At 63.7% G+C, this 16,689-nt stretch carries 13 protein-coding genes; 4 read left to right on the forward strand and 9 right to left on the reverse strand.

What is annotated here, in order from left to right; all coding sequences use genetic code 11:
* Positions 1–14 precede the first annotated feature (14 nt).
* From GT590_RS00140 to GT590_RS00150, 3 genes are all read right to left on the reverse strand, one after another.
* Positions 15–2,111: an FAD-dependent oxidoreductase gene (locus tag GT590_RS00140; protein WP_161170773.1), complete on the reverse strand. Its 2,097-nt coding sequence runs from the start codon at positions 2,109–2,111 to the stop codon at positions 15–17.
* A gap of 103 nt (positions 2,112–2,214) precedes the next feature.
* Positions 2,215–3,480, reverse strand: a complete 1,266-nt coding sequence (locus tag GT590_RS00145; RefSeq protein ID WP_009305244.1) for an MFS transporter — start codon at positions 3,478–3,480, stop codon at positions 2,215–2,217.
* 223 nt (positions 3,481–3,703) lie between these two features.
* Complete coding sequence (locus tag GT590_RS00150; protein WP_035584703.1) at positions 3,704–4,945, reverse strand: CaiB/BaiF CoA-transferase family protein; 1,242 nt, start codon at positions 4,943–4,945, stop codon at positions 3,704–3,706.
* Positions 4,946–5,075: 130 nt separating this feature from the next.
* Here GT590_RS00150 and GT590_RS00155 point away from each other — a divergent pair, with 130 nt between their 5' ends.
* Complete coding sequence (locus tag GT590_RS00155) at positions 5,076–5,837, forward strand: Hsp70 family protein (protein ID WP_009305246.1); 762 nt, start codon at positions 5,076–5,078, stop codon at positions 5,835–5,837.
* A gap of 301 nt (positions 5,838–6,138) precedes the next feature.
* Here the strand turns inward: GT590_RS00155 and GT590_RS00160 are convergent, their stop codons facing one another.
* Together GT590_RS00160 and GT590_RS00165 are read right to left on the reverse strand one after the other, a co-directional pair.
* Positions 6,139–7,413: an MFS transporter gene (locus GT590_RS00160; RefSeq protein ID WP_161170774.1), complete on the reverse strand. Its 1,275-nt coding sequence runs from the start codon at positions 7,411–7,413 to the stop codon at positions 6,139–6,141.
* A 152-nt stretch (positions 7,414–7,565) separates the two neighbouring features.
* A complete protein-coding gene (locus GT590_RS00165; protein WP_009609038.1) occupies positions 7,566–8,810 on the reverse strand; it encodes a CoA transferase in 1,245 nt (414 codons plus the stop codon).
* 258 nt (positions 8,811–9,068) lie between these two features.
* Between GT590_RS00165 and GT590_RS00170 the strand changes: the two genes are divergently transcribed.
* Both GT590_RS00170 and GT590_RS00175 read left to right on the forward strand, forming a co-directional pair.
* Positions 9,069–9,875, forward strand: a complete 807-nt coding sequence (locus GT590_RS00170; RefSeq protein WP_021409991.1) for a gamma-glutamyl-gamma-aminobutyrate hydrolase family protein — start codon at positions 9,069–9,071, stop codon at positions 9,873–9,875.
* A 170-nt stretch (positions 9,876–10,045) separates the two neighbouring features.
* Positions 10,046–11,158, forward strand: coding sequence for a 3-oxoacyl-ACP synthase III family protein (locus GT590_RS00175; protein ID WP_009305250.1), 1,113 nt, complete (start codon positions 10,046–10,048; stop codon positions 11,156–11,158).
* Between the two features lie 113 nt (positions 11,159–11,271).
* Here the strand turns inward: GT590_RS00175 and GT590_RS00180 are convergent, their stop codons facing one another.
* Both GT590_RS00180 and GT590_RS00185 read right to left on the reverse strand, forming a co-directional pair.
* A complete protein-coding gene (locus GT590_RS00180) occupies positions 11,272–11,865 on the reverse strand; it encodes a biotin transporter BioY (protein ID WP_009305251.1) in 594 nt (197 codons plus the stop codon).
* A gap of 124 nt (positions 11,866–11,989) precedes the next feature.
* Positions 11,990–13,498 (reverse strand): MATE family efflux transporter, encoded by a 1,509-nt coding sequence (locus GT590_RS00185; RefSeq protein ID WP_009305252.1) that lies wholly within the window; start codon positions 13,496–13,498, stop codon positions 11,990–11,992.
* Positions 13,499–13,660: 162 nt separating this feature from the next.
* On the opposite strand from GT590_RS00185, the gene GT590_RS00190 reads away from it, so the two are divergent.
* Positions 13,661–14,458 (forward strand): MerR family transcriptional regulator, encoded by a 798-nt coding sequence (locus tag GT590_RS00190; protein WP_086414262.1) that lies wholly within the window; start codon positions 13,661–13,663, stop codon positions 14,456–14,458.
* 71 nt (positions 14,459–14,529) lie between these two features.
* Here the strand turns inward: GT590_RS00190 and GT590_RS00195 are convergent, their stop codons facing one another.
* Both GT590_RS00195 and GT590_RS00200 read right to left on the reverse strand, forming a co-directional pair.
* Entirely contained in the window at positions 14,530–14,898 is a 369-nt protein-coding gene (locus GT590_RS00195) for a cytochrome c3 family protein (RefSeq protein ID WP_009609084.1), read from the reverse strand.
* Positions 14,895–16,625 carry an FAD-binding protein gene (locus tag GT590_RS00200; protein ID WP_015761441.1) on the reverse strand — a complete coding sequence of 577 codons (1,731 nt, stop codon included), beginning with the start codon at positions 16,623–16,625 and terminating at the stop codon, positions 14,895–14,897. Before GT590_RS00200 ends, GT590_RS00195 begins: the two co-directional genes overlap by 4 nt.
* Between the last annotated feature and the right edge of the window lie 64 nt (positions 16,626–16,689).

The raw sequence follows: 16,689 nt of genomic DNA on the forward strand, positions 1-16,689 counted from the left end.
TCGCGTTTCCTCTCCTACAGCGCGCATGCCGCGCGATAGCCCATCTTCGTCGCGTCGGCGATGCGCCCCGGCGTCTCGCAATCGCCCACGAGGTACACCTCGTCCACAAGCGGCTTGCACGCCTCGCCCAAATCGTGGTTCTCGGCAAGCCCCAGCGTGATGGCCACGGTCTTGGCGGGGATGAACAGCTCCATGTCGCCCTCCGGCGTGGTCTGCACGGCCCCCACGCCCTCCTCGGTGATGGCCGTGACGCGCGTGAGCGGGTACATCTCCACGTTCTCCGCCTGCTTGAAGCTGCTGATCAGCCCGAAACGATCGGACCCGCCCACGTCGAAGCCCACCTTCTTGCGCTCCTCGATGATGGCGGTGGTGCGGCCCGTCTCCATGCACAGGTGGCCGAACTCGCAGCCCGGCAGGCCGCCGCCGATGATGGCGACGTTGCGGCTGATGGGCCACGGCGACTTCTCGGTCATCGTGCGCGCGAACGACGGCGTGTAGTACATGCTGAGGAACAGCGACCCCGCGCCCCACATGAAGCTGTTGAACGCGCCCCTCTTCCCTGCGGGCTTATGGCCGTTGATCATCTCGAGGAAGTCGTGCGACGAGACGACGTTCTTGCCGTCGGCGCCCGGCACGTCCAACCCCAGGGGCTTGCCGCCCACGGCAACGATGGCCGCGTCGGGCTTGGCCTGCCGCACCGTTTCGGGCGTGACCTTCGTCTTGAGATGCACGGTGATCTGGGGATGCTGCTTCACCTGCGTGAGGAGGTAGTCCAGGTAGCGCTCGTGGTAGGGGCTGAAGATGCTGCTCATCTTCACGCACCCGCCGAGGCGCGGCCCTTCCTCGTAGAGGTCGACGGCGTGCCCGCGCTGCGCCGCGGTCAGCGCGGCGTTGATGCCCGCCGGGCCCGAGCCCACCACCATGACCTTCTTGCGCTTCGACGCCTGCGGGAACGCTTCATGGTCGAGCTCCTCGCCCAAACGCGGGTTGACGCCGCAGTAGTTGAGCGGCTTGCCCTGGCTCACCACGTCGTCCAGACAGCGGCAGCACACGATGCACAGGCGCATGTCGCAGGTGCGGTCTTCCATCACCTTGCGGGGCAGCGCCGGGTCGGCGATGCTGTAGCGCAGCCCGGCGACCACGTCCATCTTGCCGTCTTGGAGGTTCTGCTCCATCACGCGCGGATCGGTGTTGCGATACCCCTGCGCCACCGGTTTCTTCGCCACGGTCTTGATCTGCTGCGAGACGAACGTCCAGTGGCCGTCCTCGATGGCCTTCGTGGTGAGCGGCTCGCTGGTCTCGTGCCAGCCCACGGAAAGGTCGTGCAGGTCGCAGCCCGCTTCCTCCAGCATGGGGGCGATGCGCAGCGCATCCTCCATGGACAGGCCCGGACCCGCGGGGCTCTTGATGAAGTCGATGGGCGACCAGCGCACGACGATGGGGAACTTAGGTCCCACGACCTCGCGCACGCCGCGGATCACCTCGAGCGTCAGCTTCACGCGGTTCTCCAGGCTGCCGCCGTACTCGTCGGTGCGGTTGTTGGTGGCCAGCGCCATGAAGCGCGACAGGATGCCGCCCACGCCCGCCATGACCTCGATGGCGTCGAAGCCGGCTTCCTTGCACACGCGCGCCGCGTTGAAGTACTGCTGCTTGAACGCCTCGATCTGCTCGAGCGTCATGGCGCGAAAGCCGCCCATGAACTTGAGGATGGCGATGTCGGACGGGCCGTAGGGGCCTTCCGGCGTTTCGGCGTCGGGCTTCCAGTCGTGCACGTAGTACGGCTGCGCGCAGATGAGGCCGCCGTGCTTGTGCACCGGCTCGATCATGTAGCGCTGCAGGTCGGGGATGCAGCTTTCGTCGTAGCAGCTGGGAAGCTCGTGGATGCGATCGGGATCGATGTCGTTGCGCTTCCACGGGCAGATGGTCTGGATGATGAGGGCCGTCTGCCCTTCGGCGCGCTCCTCCAGGTAGTTCGCCAAACGCTGCGTGGGACGGTTGTCCTTGGTCACGTATCCCGCGCCCGGCGACATGGACGTGGTGATCATGCGGTTCTTCAAGGTGATGCCGTTCACCTGCAACGGCGATCCCAGGACGGGGTACTGCGTGCTCATGCGTTCGAATCCTCTCTTCGTTCGTGTAGATGCCGATGCAGCGTGCGGGCGCCGACAGGGGTGGCGGCGCCCACGTCGCGATCGTGGGTGACAGGTGCGATGCCTACTTTCCGCGGCGCTTCCAAGCTTTCTGCGACACCGCCAGCGTGACGGGAACCAGCACGACGGCCAGCACGTACATGCCGATGACCAGGATGAAGCACAGGTCGAACGAGCCCGTGGTGTCGTAGATCATGCCGTACACCAAGAACGATACGGCCGTTGCGATGAAGATGCCCGTGGATACCCAGCTGTAGATTTGCGAGTAGTTGAGCGATCCGAAGGCCGCGCGCGCCAGCATGGGCGCGATGACCGTGAGGCCCGCGTACCCGCCGCCGAACACCACCATGCCCGCGTAGAACAGGGCCACGTTCTCGCCCGCGATGTAGGCCAGCAGGATGCCGATGGCGCCGCACGATGCGGCGATGATGCCCGTGTACTTCACGCCGATCTTGTCGTTGAGCGCGCCCAGCACCAGCTTGAACACCACGCCGCCCACCATGATGATGGACACGGCCATGGCGCCTGCGCTCGCGCCCAGCGCACCGTGCGCGGCGAACGCGGGGATCTGCTGGAAGAAGGCGGCGCACATGACGAAGATGCAGGCCACGAGGATGAGCAGGTAGAGGCCGGGCGACTTGATGGCCTGCGCCACCGTGGCGCCCTCGTCGGGCTCGGGGGCTGCGGACTGGTTGGCCGCATCGTCTTGCTCTCCCGCGCCGAACGGAAGCAGGCCCATGACCGTGGGGCTCTTGCGCACGAACGCCACCGTCAGCACCACCGACAGCACGGTGGTCACGATGGACAGCGCCGCGCGCGCCGTCTGCCAGCCGAACTGGTTGATCAGCTCCTGGCCGATGGGGCTGGCAACGGCCGCCAAGATGGACAGCGTCGCCGCCGTGATGCTGATGGCCAAACCTGCGCTCTTCTTGAACCAGGCGTTGATCAGCACCGGAGCCGCCAGGTACATGTAGAACGCCGACGTCACGCCGTACACCACGCCGTAGAGGTTCCACTGCCACAGCTCGGTGGCGTAGGCGCTCGCCCACGATGCCAGGCCGAAGGCCGCCGAAACCGCCGCGAGGATCCAGCGCGGGTTGTACTTCTCCATCAGCTTGCCGGCTATCGGCGCGCACACGGCGGCCACCAGCGGCTGGATGGTGCGGTACATGGTGGTGTCGGTTTGCGTCCAGCCGAACTGGTCCATCACCGGAGCCACGAAAATGCCCGAGGTGTTGCCGATAATGCCGGTTGGGATGGAATAGAACCCGATGCACCCGATAACGACGAGCCAAGCCCACACGGCTCCTTTGGTACGCGCAGTGCCCATGTCCTCATCTCCTTGTCTCAAATCCCCTGAAACTTCCGATGAAAGACGTGGAGCAAATACCGTGCCAAGCTGACGCGATCATGGGATGGAACGAGACCGGGAAGGTGCCGCCTCGCTCGATGGGGCAAGGGGCGGGACTACCGTCTTATTCGATCGGCCGCTCGGAAAAGCGAAGGGACGGGGGACAAGACATCGATCCCCGTCCCTTTGTCCCGTTCCTCGTTTAGCCGAAGGGGCCGTTCTCCTTCTTGAGGAGCTGCTCGTCGTAGAGGCTGGCGACATCGTCGGGCGTGGCGCCCAGCTCTTCGAGGATGTCCTCGTTGTCGGCGCCGACCAGCGGCATGCCGCGCCAAATCTGCCCCGGGTTGTTCTTCATGCGCGGCACCACGTTCACGCCGCGGATCGACTCGTCGTCGTAGGAGTTCTTCCACTCGGTGAAGCTTTCGCGCGCCTGGTAGTGCGGGTCGCGCTCCGCCATCTCGTAGGTGTAGATGCGGCTGCACGGCACGCCGGCTTCCAGCATGAGCCGCTCGGCCTCCTCGGCGGTGTGCGATCCGAAGAACGCCTCCATCGCCTCCTCCAGCACGTTGCCCGCCTCGCTTCCGAACGAGATGACCGGCGTGCCCTCGGGGAACAGTTCGCTGCCGTACTCGAGGCCGAACAGCGGCAGCGCCGCGCGCACCACGCCGGGACCCAGGATGAGCGTGTAGATGGGCACGCCGTCCTGGCAGATGTACGTGCCGTAGCCGGCGCTCGACGTGCTGTGCGAACCCTCGCGCACAGGCAGCGCGCCCGTGTTCAGGTAGTTCAGCGCGTAGAAGCCCTCGCAGCGCAGCATGGCCTCGTACTGAGCCACGTCCACGCTGTCGCCCTTGCCCGTGCGCTGCGCGTTGATGTAGCCGGCCAACGCGCCGATGCTGGCCATGAAGCCCGCGTAGTAGTCCGACACCTGGGGAAACGCGAGCACCGGCAAGCGGTCGGGATACCCGTTCATTTCCATGAAGCACCCGTAGGCCTGGCCGATGCCGTCGAACGAGGCGCGCGACACGTACGCCGGGTCGCCCGTCTGGCCGAAGCCCGAGATGTGCGCGATGGTCAGCTTCGGGTTGACCTCCCACAGCGCCTCGTCGGTCATGCCCCACTTCGCCATCTGGCCGCCGCGGAAGCCGTCCACGAGGATGTCCGCCTGCTTCAGCAGCTCGAAGAACCAGGCGCGGCCCGCGCCGTCCTTCACGTTCATGCACAGCGAGCGCGTGTTGCGGCGCTCCATCTGCGTGCCCCAGCCCTGCAACGCTTGGTTCGTGGGGCGCGAGGTGTCGCGGCCGCGCGGGCTTTCCACGCCGATGACCTCGGCGCCCAGGTCGGCTAGCAGGCTGCAGGCGAACGGCCCGGCGATGGCCATGGTGAGGTTGACCACCTTCACCCCTTGCAGCGGACCGAACTTCGGGCAATCTTGAGCTTTCATACGGTTCCTCCTTCTCGACAGCGCCGCCTCCGGGCGACTGCAAGGTTCACCTGCAAATTTGATGCCAACATGGCATGATATTTGCGAGTGGTTGATCGAGACGTACCCGACCGATGCAGAAGGAGCCGTCATGGCGAACAAGGATTCCGACGTCTACAAGAACTTGGTGCGCATCGAAGAGCCGGAGGCGCGCATCCACGTCGATGCGCCCGACGGCGTCCTGCCTTTGGCGCTCAACGTGGAGCTGCCCGGCGGATACGTGTCCGAAGCGGTTCCCAGCGGCGTGCGCCTGCCTCATACCGCAACCGCTATGTTCTCCACGGCCGACTCGTTCCAGCTGGCCGCCGAGTTCCACATCCTCATGGGAAACCGTCCGCTCGCCTGCGACAACATCCCGCTGTGCCGCATCCGCGTGCGCAACATCAAGTGGAGCGGCGCAGGCGTGCCCCAAATCGAGCTTCGCTTCGATATCGACGAAGCGGGCATGCTGACCGTATCGGCCGCGAACCTCGACCGCAGCAACGCCGAGATCGTCGTGTTCACGGCCGGAGACGAAGTGGCCCATGACGACGTCCGGCGGGCGCTGGCCGACGCGGACGAGCATAAGGCCGACGACCAGGCCACGCGCGACCTCATCCAGAAGATGCTCGATTGCTACGCGCTCATCGGCGCGACGAACGACTATTACAGCGCGGCGAAGAAGAAGATGGGGCACGGCGCGAAAAGCGCGTACAAGCAGGCGCGCAAGCGCCTGGAACAGGCCCTGAGCGTGGACGTGGCCGATGCGACCGACGACACGACGACCGAGTTGCACGCCGCCGAAGCCGCCTTCCGCGACCAGCGCCAGCAGATCCTCCCCCTCTACAAGCAGGTCATGGACTGGTACCGGTAAGGCGTCCGGCGCCTCATAAATCGGGCATGCGAGAACGTCCTGGAAGGGAATCCCATTCCAGGACGTTTTTCCAATTGTGAGACTTGAGGGTTTTTCGTTGTGAGACTTGAGGACTTTTCATTGTGAGACTTGAGGGTTTCGCATCATCCTAAGCAAGCCCAGCGGAAGCATTGTCGCCCCAAAAACACAGAATTGTCGACGAAACCGTGTTTTTGGGGCGACAATGTTCGCTACACGCCCCCGCAACGCAAGCGGGCCGCCCGAGGGCGGCCCGCTGTGCGATTCGCGTTTGCGGTCGAGCTTACTTCTTCGCCCAGGAGCGACGGCCCATGGGGACGATCACGAGCGAGCAGATGAGCGTCACCACGTAGAAGCCGATGATGAGGTAGAAGCAGCCGGCGAACGATCCGGTGATGTCGAAGATCTGCGCGTAGATGAGCGCCGAGAAGCCGGAGAACACGTTGAGGCCGGTGGCCACCATCGAGAAGATGTTGGCGTAGTCCTTCTGGCCGAACGCCTGGCGGCACGCCATGGGCGGCACGATGTTGAGCGCGGCGAAGCCGATGCCGAACAGGAACACGCCCACGTAGAACATCATGGCGTTATCGACGCTGAACAGCACGATGGCGATGCCGGCGGCGCCGAAGATGCTGGCGACCACGCCGGAGACGCGGGCGCCCGTATGGTCGCACAGCCACCCCAGACCGAACTTGCCGAACAGCTGGCCGATCATGCACACGGTCACGCCCATGGCGCCCACGGCCGCGCCCAGCGCGCCGGTGGAAGCGTAGGACGAGAACTGCTGCATCATGCCGGCGGCGATGACGAAGAAGCCCGCCATGACGATGAGCAGCCACAGCGCCGGGTTCTTGCGAGCCTGCGCGGCCGTAGCGCCTTCGTCAGCAGCGACGTCGATGACGGACTTGGCCTCGGACTTCGCGGACGCAACCTCGGCGGCGCCGTAGCCCCAGGGCAGCACGCCCATCTTCTCGGGAGACTCGCGCAGCAGCGCGGCGGTCAGCACGACGGACGCGATGAGCGCGATCAAGCTGATGATGATACGGGCGGTATGCCAGCCATAGCCGCTGATCCAGCCCTGGATGACCGGGCTCATGAACGCGCCCAGCAGCGACGCGCACACGCCGATGACGCCGATGACGGTGCCGTTGCTCTTAGCGAACCAACGGTTGATGAACGTCGGCGTGGCGATGTACATCCAGAACGCGGCGGACGCGCCGTACAGCACGCCGTACACGTTCCACTGCCACGGCTCGGTGAACCAAGCACAGGCCAGCGAAGCCAAGCCGAAGACGGCGGCCGCGGCGGTCATCACCCAGCGAGGGTTGAACCTGGAGATGAGCTTGCCGGCGAACGGCGTGCAGATAGCCGCCACCCACGGCTGGATGGACATGTACAGCGTCGCGTCGGTGCGCGACCAGCCGAACTCTTCCATGACGGGCGATGCGAACAAACCGGCCTGGTTCGCCACGACGCCCAAGGGGATGGCGTAGAAGGCTACGCAGGCGACGGCGATCGCCCATGCGTAGTTGCTGCCCTTCATTGTTTCAGTTCCCATAGTGCCTCCTTTGTTTTACCTGAGAATCCCCAACGCCATAGCGATATGCAAAATCCGTGCCATCGTTAGGGCGCCAGAGGGTTCCCCTCTCTTTTCTCGCGGCGACGCGGCCCCGGTTCGAACGCGCCGGGGCCGCGCCGTCCGCCGTCGAGCTACTCGCCCTTGCGCAGCACCCCCTTCTCGTACAGCAACTCGATCTCCTTTTCCGAATAGCCGAATTCCTCGAGCACGTCCTGCGTGTCGGCGTCGTACTTCGCCCCTCCGCGCACGATCTTGCCGGGATGCTTCTTGAAGCGCGGGATCATGTTCACCTGCTTGACCGTCTTCTGCGTGATCTCGTCGTAGCAGTCGACGAACACCTCGCGCGCCTGGTAATGCGGGTCGTTCAGCATCATCTCGTAGGTCATATGGGGGCTCACCGCCACGCCCATCTGGCCGAAGATGCGGTTGACCTCCTCAACCGTGTGCTTCTCGCACCAGCTGTCCAGCGCGGCGCGGAACTTCGCAGCGCGGTCGGGCAGCGGCTCGTCCAGGCTCTTGCAGCCGGGCTTGCGCGTGACGGAGGGGTAGGTACCCAGCGGCTGGAAGTCGGGATCGTCGGCGAACCCGAAGAACTCGACGAGCTTCTTCACCGGGCCGGCGCCGCCCACGGCCACCTGGCAGTAGCCGTCCTTGCACTTCTGCGCGCCGGCGCACGCGCCCACGAGGTCTTCGTTGCCGATGCGCATGGGCTGGATGCCGTGGTTGATGCCGTCGGACAGCGTGGCGCCCTGCAGACGCACGAGCGCCTCGAACTGGCAGCAGTCGATGGACTCGCCTTCGCCCGTCTCGCGCGCGCGGATGACAGCGGCAAGCGTGGCCCAAGCGCCCATGAGACCGGTCATGAAGTCGCCGGTGAAAGGCTTCGTCACGCTGGGCGGGCTGTCGGGAAAGCCGTTGAGGTTCGAGTAGCCCGAGAACGCCTGGCCGATGGGGTCGAACGACGCCTTGCGCACGTAGTCCGGGTCGCCCCAGTTGCCGAAACCGGAAATATGCAGGATGACCAGCGCGGGGTTCGCCTCCCACAGCACCTCGTCGGTAAGGCCCCACTTCTCCCAGGTGCCGCCCTTCGACGACTCCACCAGCACGTCGGCCCACTTCACCATCTGCAGCAGGATCTCCTTGCCCTCGGGCGAGGGGATGTTCAGCGTGATCATGCGCTGGTTGCGACGGTCGACCGACCATGCGTCGCCGTACATGCGGTACATGTCGGGCGCCACCGTGCTTTCCAGCTCGATGACGTCGGCGCCTTGCTCGGCGAACAGCTCGCAGACGAACGGCGCCGCGATGACCGCGCCGGCGTTGAGCACCTTCAAGTTCTGCAAGTTGCCGAACTTGGGGCGATCCGATGACTTCATATGCGTTCCTCCTTGTGTCCTGATCCCGTATCGTGCGTCGTCCGCGCGGGGCGGGGCGACAACCGTCTCTGGCCTTCGACTTAGCAACTAGCGTGCCAATCTTTCGCTGCCGCTGTTCTCTTCTTACGCCGCCGGCATCCCGCTATCCTCGCCCCCTACCCTTTGCTTTTACTTTTGTGGATTCCTCGCGCGTCGACTCTCGACGGGACGCTTTTTCGTATGCTGCTGGCAGGAAGACGACGACCGGAGGCGAGCGACATGATCATCGGCATCACCACCACGTACGTTGAAGAGGAGCAGAAGGACGAGATCGTCCCCGTCGAGCGCGTGACGGTGGAATACGTGCGACGAGTGGCCGCCGCCGGCGCCGTGCCCGTGCTGCTGCCGCCCGTGGAGGGCGGCGCGGATGCGAACCGTCGAGCGGCGCGAGAACTGGTAGAGCGCCTGGACGGCCTGGTGCTGGCCGGCGGCGGGGATCTCAACCCGGCGACGTACGGCGACGAAGCGCGCCTGGCTGAAACCGTGAACGTATTCGATGGGCGCGATGCTCTGGAGCTGGAGCTGGCGCGCCTTGCCCACGAGCGCGATCTGCCCACGCTGGGCATCTGCCGCGGCATGCAGGTGCTCAACGTGGCGCTGGGCGGCACGTTGTACCAGGACGTGCACGCCTGCGGGCTCACCGACGCGGCGCATCAGCAGAAGCCTCCCTACGACGTCGTGCGCCAGCGCGTCGACATCGCGCCGGGCAGCGTGCTGGACCGGGTGCTGTGCGACGGCGCGGGCGAGGGCATGGTACCAGGCTGCAAGGCGGGATGGCCCGCATCGCTCGAGACGAGTTGGGAGGGCCTCGCGCCTGCGCCGCATTCGCTGCTGGTGAACACGATGCACCACCAGGCGATCGCCTGCGTGGCCGACCCGCTGCAGGTGAGCGCGGTCAGCGGCGACGGTCTGGTCGAGGGTTTGGAGGACCCATCGCGGCGCTTCTACCTCGGCGTGCAGTGGCATCCTGAGTACCTCGACAACAACGTTCCGCTGTTCGAAGCCCTGGTTGCCGCCGCGAAGTAGCACGCCCACGTCGGCGCACCGCCCATCCATGCTTGGCACGCATCGCCCGCCCTTTGTGAAGGTCGCTTGGGTTTCGCACACGGGATGGCGGGCGCTTGCTATAATCCATTTAGTTTGATTATCAAAGCATTGAAGGCGCGCCTCGAAAGCGCGGCCAAGGACGGAGCAGCATGGGCAGCACGATCATCGGATGCGGAAAGTCCCTCCCGAAGCTGGAAGTGGCCAACGACGAGCTGAAAGCGCTCGTCGACACGAACGACGAATGGATCAGCACGCGCACGGGCATCAGATCGCGCCACGTTGCCGTCGAGGAAACCGCTACCGATCTGGCCGAAGCCGCTGCCCGCCAAGCGCTGGGTCTTGCCGACGGCGGCTGGCGCGAGGGCGACGAGGCCATCGACCCCGCTTCCATCGACCTCGTCATCTACGCCACCATCACGCCCGACGTGCTGGTGCCTTCGGCCGCCGGGCTGCTGCGCCGCCGCCTTGGTCTCGAGAACGCCATTGCGTTCGACCTGAACGCCGCCTGCACGGGCTTCGTGTACGGCCTGACCGTGGCCGAGTGCATGATGGCCGGTTCGACCGCCGGAGCGCCCGGTGCCGCGGGCCGCAACCCCGTTCGCCGCGCGCTCGTGGTGGGAGCCGAGCGCCTGACGCGCGTGACGGGCTGGAGCGACCGCAACACCTGCGTGCTGTTCGGCGACGGCGCTGGCGCGGCGGTGCTGGAGTGGAACGAGAACCGACCTGGCATCATGAGCAGCTTCATCACGAACGCCGACGACGACACGAACGCGCTCACCTGCTCGTTTGCCTACGACGCCCCGTTGCCGTTCGACATCGACGGCGCGTCGCCCGAAGCCCCCGAAGACGCATCGCTCTCCCGTATCGATGCCGAGCTGGGCATTACCGAATTCGTCGACGCGGGCGAACCGCGCCAGGTATTGCGCATGGACGGCCCCAAGGTGTTCAAGTTCGCCGCCGAGGCCATGACCACGGCCGTGCACGAGGCGCTCGACCGCGCAAACCTCACGCTGGATGACGTCGCCTGCATCGTGCCCCACCAGGCGAACGAGCGCATCATCAAGTACGCCGCCAAGAAGCTGGGGCGCCCGATGGATTTCTTCCAGCTGTCCATCGACCACACTGGCAACACGTCGGCCGCCAGCCTGCCTATGGCTCTATGCGACGCGTACAACGCCGGCCGCATCAGGCGCGGCGACAAGGTGGTGCTCGTCGCATTCGGCGGCGGCTTCACCTCCGGCGCGGTGCTGCTGGAAGCGTAAATCAGCAAGCGAGCATGGCAGAGGGATGAGATATCGACCACGTCCCTCTGCCATCGATCACCAAACGAAACGGGCGCCCGAAGGCGCCCGTTTCGTTTGGTGATCGATGTTTCCTACCGCTTGGGCAGAGCTCGAAGCACAGCGCGAGCGCATAGCACAGCGGCCACCGCCTTCAGCAAGTCGGGCACGGCGAAGGGCGCGATGGTCACCATGAAAGCTGCCGCCAAATCGACGCCTACCACAGCAGCGTACTGGAAGCATCCGCACACGTACGTCACGATGATGAACGCCAAGCAGGCCACCATGTCGACCACGATCGCCATCGGACCCGAAACCCCCTTCTCGCCTATCGCACGCCTCAGACCCTCGCGAACGAGCAGCGCAACCGCCGCAGCCAGCAGAAATCCCCACAGGTATCCGCCCGTCGGTCCCATCAACATGCCGATACCGCCGCGCATGCCTGAGAACATCGGCAAACCGATAGCTCCTAGCGCCAGGTAGCCGGCGATAGAAGCCATGCACTGCTTCGGCGTGAGCACCATAATTGCGAACATGACCGCGAACATCTGCAGCGTCAGCATCACCGGCCCGATCGGGATGGACACCCATGCGGACACGCCCAAGAGGGCGATAGTCAACGCGACGAACGCGATCGAGCGCGTGCGCGATGTCCCCATAGAACCCTGTTTCACCTTGTTTGCTTCCATGCTCCGCTCCTCTTCCAGGACGATCCTTCGTTTTCAGCAGCCTCGCACTATAAGCAAACCCCGCAGTTTTGTGAACCGCGGGGTTTAAGCAAGGGTGACAATCTGGATGCGCGATACGAGCGGCTTAGAACTTCGCTTTCAGTTCTCCGCTCTCGAGCTTCTTCAAGCGTCCCATCTCTAAGACGATGAACACCACCGTGGTGAAGATGGCCAGGAAGTCGGCCGCGGGGGTGGCGAAGTACAGCGCGTCGAGGCTGACGAACTGCGGGAACCAGCTGGGCAGCACCATCGGCAGCACGATGAGCAGCGGCACCAGGAACAGTATCTGGCGCGTCAGCGACAAGAAGATGGACTTGAGCGGCTGCCCGGTTGCCTGGAAGTAATTCGAGCCCACGATCTGGAAGCCGATGAAGGGCAGCATGAGCAGTTGCACCTTGAGGGCGAACACCGTGAAGTCGCGCAGCGATTCGTTCGTGATGCCGAAGAACCCGACGATTTGCTCGGGGAATAGATGCACGAGCGCCCACAGCGCCAAACCGATGCCCGTCGCCCCGAAGATGCCGTACCATAGCGTCTTCTTCACGCGCTCGAACAGGTGCGCGCCGTAGTTGAAGCCCAGCAGCGGTTGGATGGCGATGGACACGCCGATCAGCGGCAGCACCGCGAACATGGCCACGCGCTGCACCACGCCGATAGACGCGAGCGCCCCCTCGGCCCCCAGCGGGCTCATGGCGCCGTACATGTTCAGCAGATTGTTCAGCACGAAGTTCACCACGGCCATGCCCGCCTGTACGGCGAAGCTGGCCAGACCCAGCGACAGAATCAGCCGCACCGTGCGCAGATGCAGCGGCAGGTAGTGCAGATGCAGCTTCATGGGCACGTTCTTCGTAACGATGAAGTACCACAGCACCGTGGCGCACGAGATGGCCTGGCCGCACACCGTGGCCAGCGCGCTGCCCTGCACGCCCCAGCCCAGCACCATGACGAACAGGAAGTTGAACACCGTGCACGATACCGCGCCGATGATCATGGTGCCCAGCGCGCGGTTCGGTGCGCCGGCCGTACGGATGAAGTTGTTCACGCCCATGCCGATGCACTGGAACACGAAGCCCAGCGAGATGATCTGGATGAACGAGCGAGCGTACTCCCAATCCTCCGCCGTGGCGCCCGACACGCCGAGCAGCGCATTGACGCAGGCGGGAATATGCATGAGCACGGCCACGATCACCGCGAACACGAGAGACAAGCACACCGTGTTGCCCAGGCTGCGCTCGGCCTCCACCCGGTTGCCCTCGCCCATGCGCAGCGCCGCCAGCGCGTTGCCGCCGTTGCCCACGAGCATGGCGATAGCCATGAACACCGTCATGATGGGCATGGCCACCGTGGCGGTGGCAAGGCCGATCTCTCCCATGGCCTGCCCCAGGAAGACGGAGTCGATGACGTTGTACGCACCGTTGACCAGCATGCCCAGGATAGAAGGGATGGCGAATTCCACGATAAGCCGCGGAATGGACGCCGTACCCATGCGGCTGACTTTATCGTCGCGGCCCGTGCGCTTCGGATCTTTGCCGATCGGCGCTCCGGCACGTTCTTCACTGAGGTCGAGAGAGGGGTTCGTTGCTTCTGATTCCATGAGTTCGCCGCTGCCTTTCGAGCTTCTCCAATTTCGAGGAACGGCACATTGTAACCCATCTTTTCGCCGCCGCACAGCCTGGAAATCGGATACACCGTAAAGCCGCACCGCGTATGCTATATTTGAGCAACATCGCCACGTTACATGGAGAACAGGGGAAGCATGTACCGGATGAAGGAATTCTCGGCCATGACAGGCCTGCCGCAATCGAAGATCCGTTTCTACGAGAAGCACGGCTTGATTCTCTCGGATCGTCAGGAAAACGGTTACCGAGTATTCACCCCCGAAGATGCCTTCAAATCAAACGCATTTCGTGTGCTGCTGCAATACGGGTTCAGCATCGATGAAGCGGTCGCTATGCTCGACGCGAAACAAGGCACAGAAGAGTTCGAGCGGTCACTGCTGCATCAACAAGAAAAGCTCATGCACGAAGCCGACCTGATCGCGTACCGACTAAGACGGCTTGAAAGCACCCTTGGCGCGATACAGTCTGAACCTGGTTTAGAGTTCGAACTGGTGGATGCCGCCGATCAGGTGTACATCAACTCTTCATACGGACGAGACTTCCATGTCTCGCTCGAGCACGAGAAAACGATCTCGCAGTATTACAACCTTCTGAGCATCACCAGCTGTGCACGCATCATCAAGCGAGACGACCTGCTGGACAACCGCCCAACGATCAACCCCGACTATGTCATGACCATGCCCGAACACGAGAGCTACCGCCTTGACGAAGGGGCGCGAAAGCAGGTAAAGCGCCTCTGCTTGGGAAAATGCATTCGCTTTAGAAGACAAGCGACCCGAACGGAAAGCGTGCAGAAGGAAACGTTCACGAGCCTGTTCGAACACCTCGACAGCCACGGTTATCGAGTGAGGAACGACATCATCCTCTTCCCCTCCTTCCTCAATCTCGACGGATTCGGAAGCGACATCGAAACTCTGTACGTGCCCGTCAGCTGAAGTGCATAAGGAAAGGGCTTCGGCGCAGCGAACGCGACGAAGCCCTTCAAGGGAGGGAAAGAACCGCGTTGCTAGTACAGCACCTCTTCGTCAGGCGCGTACACATGGCAGTTCTCGCAGTAGTTGAACGTGATCTCTTTGTCCTTCTCGTGGCAGTTCACGCATGCATTGTAGCCGCCGTGCAGGGAATCATGCGGATTCCAATCACCCAGGTCAGCAGTGCGCTCGGCAAGCGCTTCGTAGCTACCGCCATGGCAGCTGAGACACTGCTCGTCGGAAACGTAGGCGCCCGCCTCGCTCGACACCGTTTGGGTCTTCGTACCCTCGCTCGACCCGGAATCGGCCTGTTGCGGCGCACAACCCGCTATCGCGAACACCGCCACCAACGCAACCGCCACGAGGGCAATCATAATGTCCAGACGCAAGGTAGACCGACTCATGCCTGGCCTCCTTTCAACATATGCTCTACCGCCACGTAGCCGAACGTCGCCGCACGACCCACCGACGTGCCGGGAATATGGCGCGGGTAGTTGCCTGCGTAGAAGTTGCCCGACACGTTGCCCGTGGCATAGAGTCCTTCAATAACCTTGCCGTCCTTGTCCAGCACCTGGGTGTCGCCGTTGATGGTGAGGCCGCCCACCGTGGCAAGGATGACGCTGTTCGTGACCAAGGCATAGTACGTCTCACCCGTGAAAGGCTTGTTGTTGCCCGTGTAACGGTAGTAGTCGGGGTCGCGCTCCAAGCCGTCCTCGAAGAAGCTGTTGTAGCGCGCCACCGTTTCCTCAAGGGCGGCGGCGTCGATGCCCGCCTTAGACGCTAGCTCGCCCAAGGACGAAGCGCGGAACAGATGGCCCTTGGCCTCGTCGCGCTCAAGCTGTTTCTCGGCGCTCGGCTCCTTCTCCAACGCAGAGGCGATCATAGCCTGGTCGAAGATATGGAAACACTGATGGCCGCGGCGCTTCTGCACGTTGATGGCGTTCGACATGTACTGGCGCGCTTGGTTCTCGTTCACAAAGCGCTTGCCCTCTTCGGTGACGATGATCGAGTAGTTCATAGCGCCGGGGAAGTACACGCGCTTCTCGACGAACGTGGACGGGGTGGCGTTGCTGAAGTTCATGACCGGATGCGGCAATGAGTCCATGTCCGCGCCGATACTGAGGCCCATCATGTGGCCGTCGCCTGTGGTTCCCCAGCTGGGATTCCACCACACAGAGGACTCGTAGTCTTCAGGGCGCACCCACGCTTGCATCATCTCAGGGTTCGCGTCGTAGCCGCCCGTGGCCAGCAACACGCCCTTGGATGCGTTGATGCGCACGTATCCGTCGCCGTTCTTAGCGATGCAGCCGATCACACGACCGCCGTCTTCGCGGATGAGCTGCACGGCGGGCATCTCATAGCGAATCTCCAGGTTGTCGTAGGTTTCGGCAACCGCGCGCAGCTCCTTGCACACGTACAGGCCGAACAGCCACGTAGTGCTGATACCCTCGGGCATCTTGAAGTTGACGTAGCTGTCGATGACGGGGAAACCGTTGTAGTTCGGCGCCTGGTCGAACTTGTACAGCTGCCAACCCGAACCACCCTTGTCGAGCATATCCTGCCAGAAATCGGCTACTTCGCCCGACCGGTTCACGTACGTTTCGATGGAGCAGGGGTCGACGCGCCAATCCGCAGCACGGTAGATCTCATCGCGCAGCTGAGCAGGATCGATATCAATCCCCTGCTCCTTTTGGAACTTCGCGCCCACCGCGCCGAAACTCTCCCACGCCGAGCGTCCCTCGGTCATCTTCTCCAACGTGATGACCTTCGCGCCCTCCTCGGCCGCCTTCAAACTGCCCATCAGCCCGCCGATGCCGGCGCCGATGATGAGAACCTCGCACTCCTCGGTAGAGCTGATCTCAGATTCGGCGATATCACGATCCTCGAACGCGATCGGCCCGCGCGGACCGGGAAAATCAGCCTTGCGCAGAGGGCACAGCGACGCATCGTCACCCAGAGCCTTGGAATACTCGTTGCCTGAATCCGTCGCCTCCGTTGATTGCGCATCGGCAGCCCCGTCGTCCGCAAACGCCTTGCCTGCTCCGGGAAACGCGAGCATGCCCGCTGCCGCAGCTCCGGTTAACCCCGCTCCTCTGAGAAAGTCTCGCCGTGACAATCTGGCTTGTTCCATCTCTCCTCCTTTACGTACGTTCCCTCTTGACGCCGCTCAGGGCGCAGGGACAACGGTAGACCCT

Source organism: Eggerthella sp. BIOML-A1, from assembly GCF_009875595.1.
Lineage (GTDB): Bacteria > Actinomycetota > Coriobacteriia > Coriobacteriales > Eggerthellaceae > Eggerthella > Eggerthella lenta.

What these genes read in the sequence shown, in the direction of transcription:
- GT590_RS00150 (WP_035584703.1), bottom strand. Translation starts at nt 4,945, where the DNA reads ATGAAAGCTCAAGATTGCCCGAAGTTCGGTCCGCTGCAAGGGGTGAAG.
- GT590_RS00180 (WP_009305251.1), bottom strand. Translation starts at nt 11,865, where the DNA reads ATGGAAGCAAACAAGGTGAAACAGGGTTCTATGGGGACATCGCGCACG.
- GT590_RS00175 (WP_009305250.1), top strand. Translation starts at nt 10,046, where the DNA reads ATGGGCAGCACGATCATCGGATGCGGAAAGTCCCTCCCGAAGCTGGAA.
- GT590_RS00170 (WP_021409991.1), top strand. Translation starts at nt 9,069, where the DNA reads ATGATCATCGGCATCACCACCACGTACGTTGAAGAGGAGCAGAAGGAC.
- GT590_RS00195 (WP_009609084.1), bottom strand. Translation starts at nt 14,898, where the DNA reads ATGAGTCGGTCTACCTTGCGTCTGGACATTATGATTGCCCTCGTGGCG.
- GT590_RS00190 (WP_086414262.1), top strand. Translation starts at nt 13,661, where the DNA reads ATGTACCGGATGAAGGAATTCTCGGCCATGACAGGCCTGCCGCAATCG.
- GT590_RS00160 (WP_161170774.1), bottom strand. Translation starts at nt 7,413, where the DNA reads ATGGGAACTGAAACAATGAAGGGCAGCAACTACGCATGGGCGATCGCC.
- GT590_RS00155 (WP_009305246.1), top strand. Translation starts at nt 5,076, where the DNA reads ATGGCGAACAAGGATTCCGACGTCTACAAGAACTTGGTGCGCATCGAA.
- GT590_RS00200 (WP_015761441.1), bottom strand. Translation starts at nt 16,625, where the DNA reads ATGGAACAAGCCAGATTGTCACGGCGAGACTTTCTCAGAGGAGCGGGG.
- GT590_RS00165 (WP_009609038.1), bottom strand. Translation starts at nt 8,810, where the DNA reads ATGAAGTCATCGGATCGCCCCAAGTTCGGCAACTTGCAGAACTTGAAG.
- GT590_RS00145 (WP_009305244.1), bottom strand. Translation starts at nt 3,480, where the DNA reads ATGGGCACTGCGCGTACCAAAGGAGCCGTGTGGGCTTGGCTCGTCGTT.
- GT590_RS00140 (WP_161170773.1), bottom strand. Translation starts at nt 2,111, where the DNA reads ATGAGCACGCAGTACCCCGTCCTGGGATCGCCGTTGCAGGTGAACGGC.
- GT590_RS00185 (WP_009305252.1), bottom strand. Translation starts at nt 13,498, where the DNA reads ATGGAATCAGAAGCAACGAACCCCTCTCTCGACCTCAGTGAAGAACGT.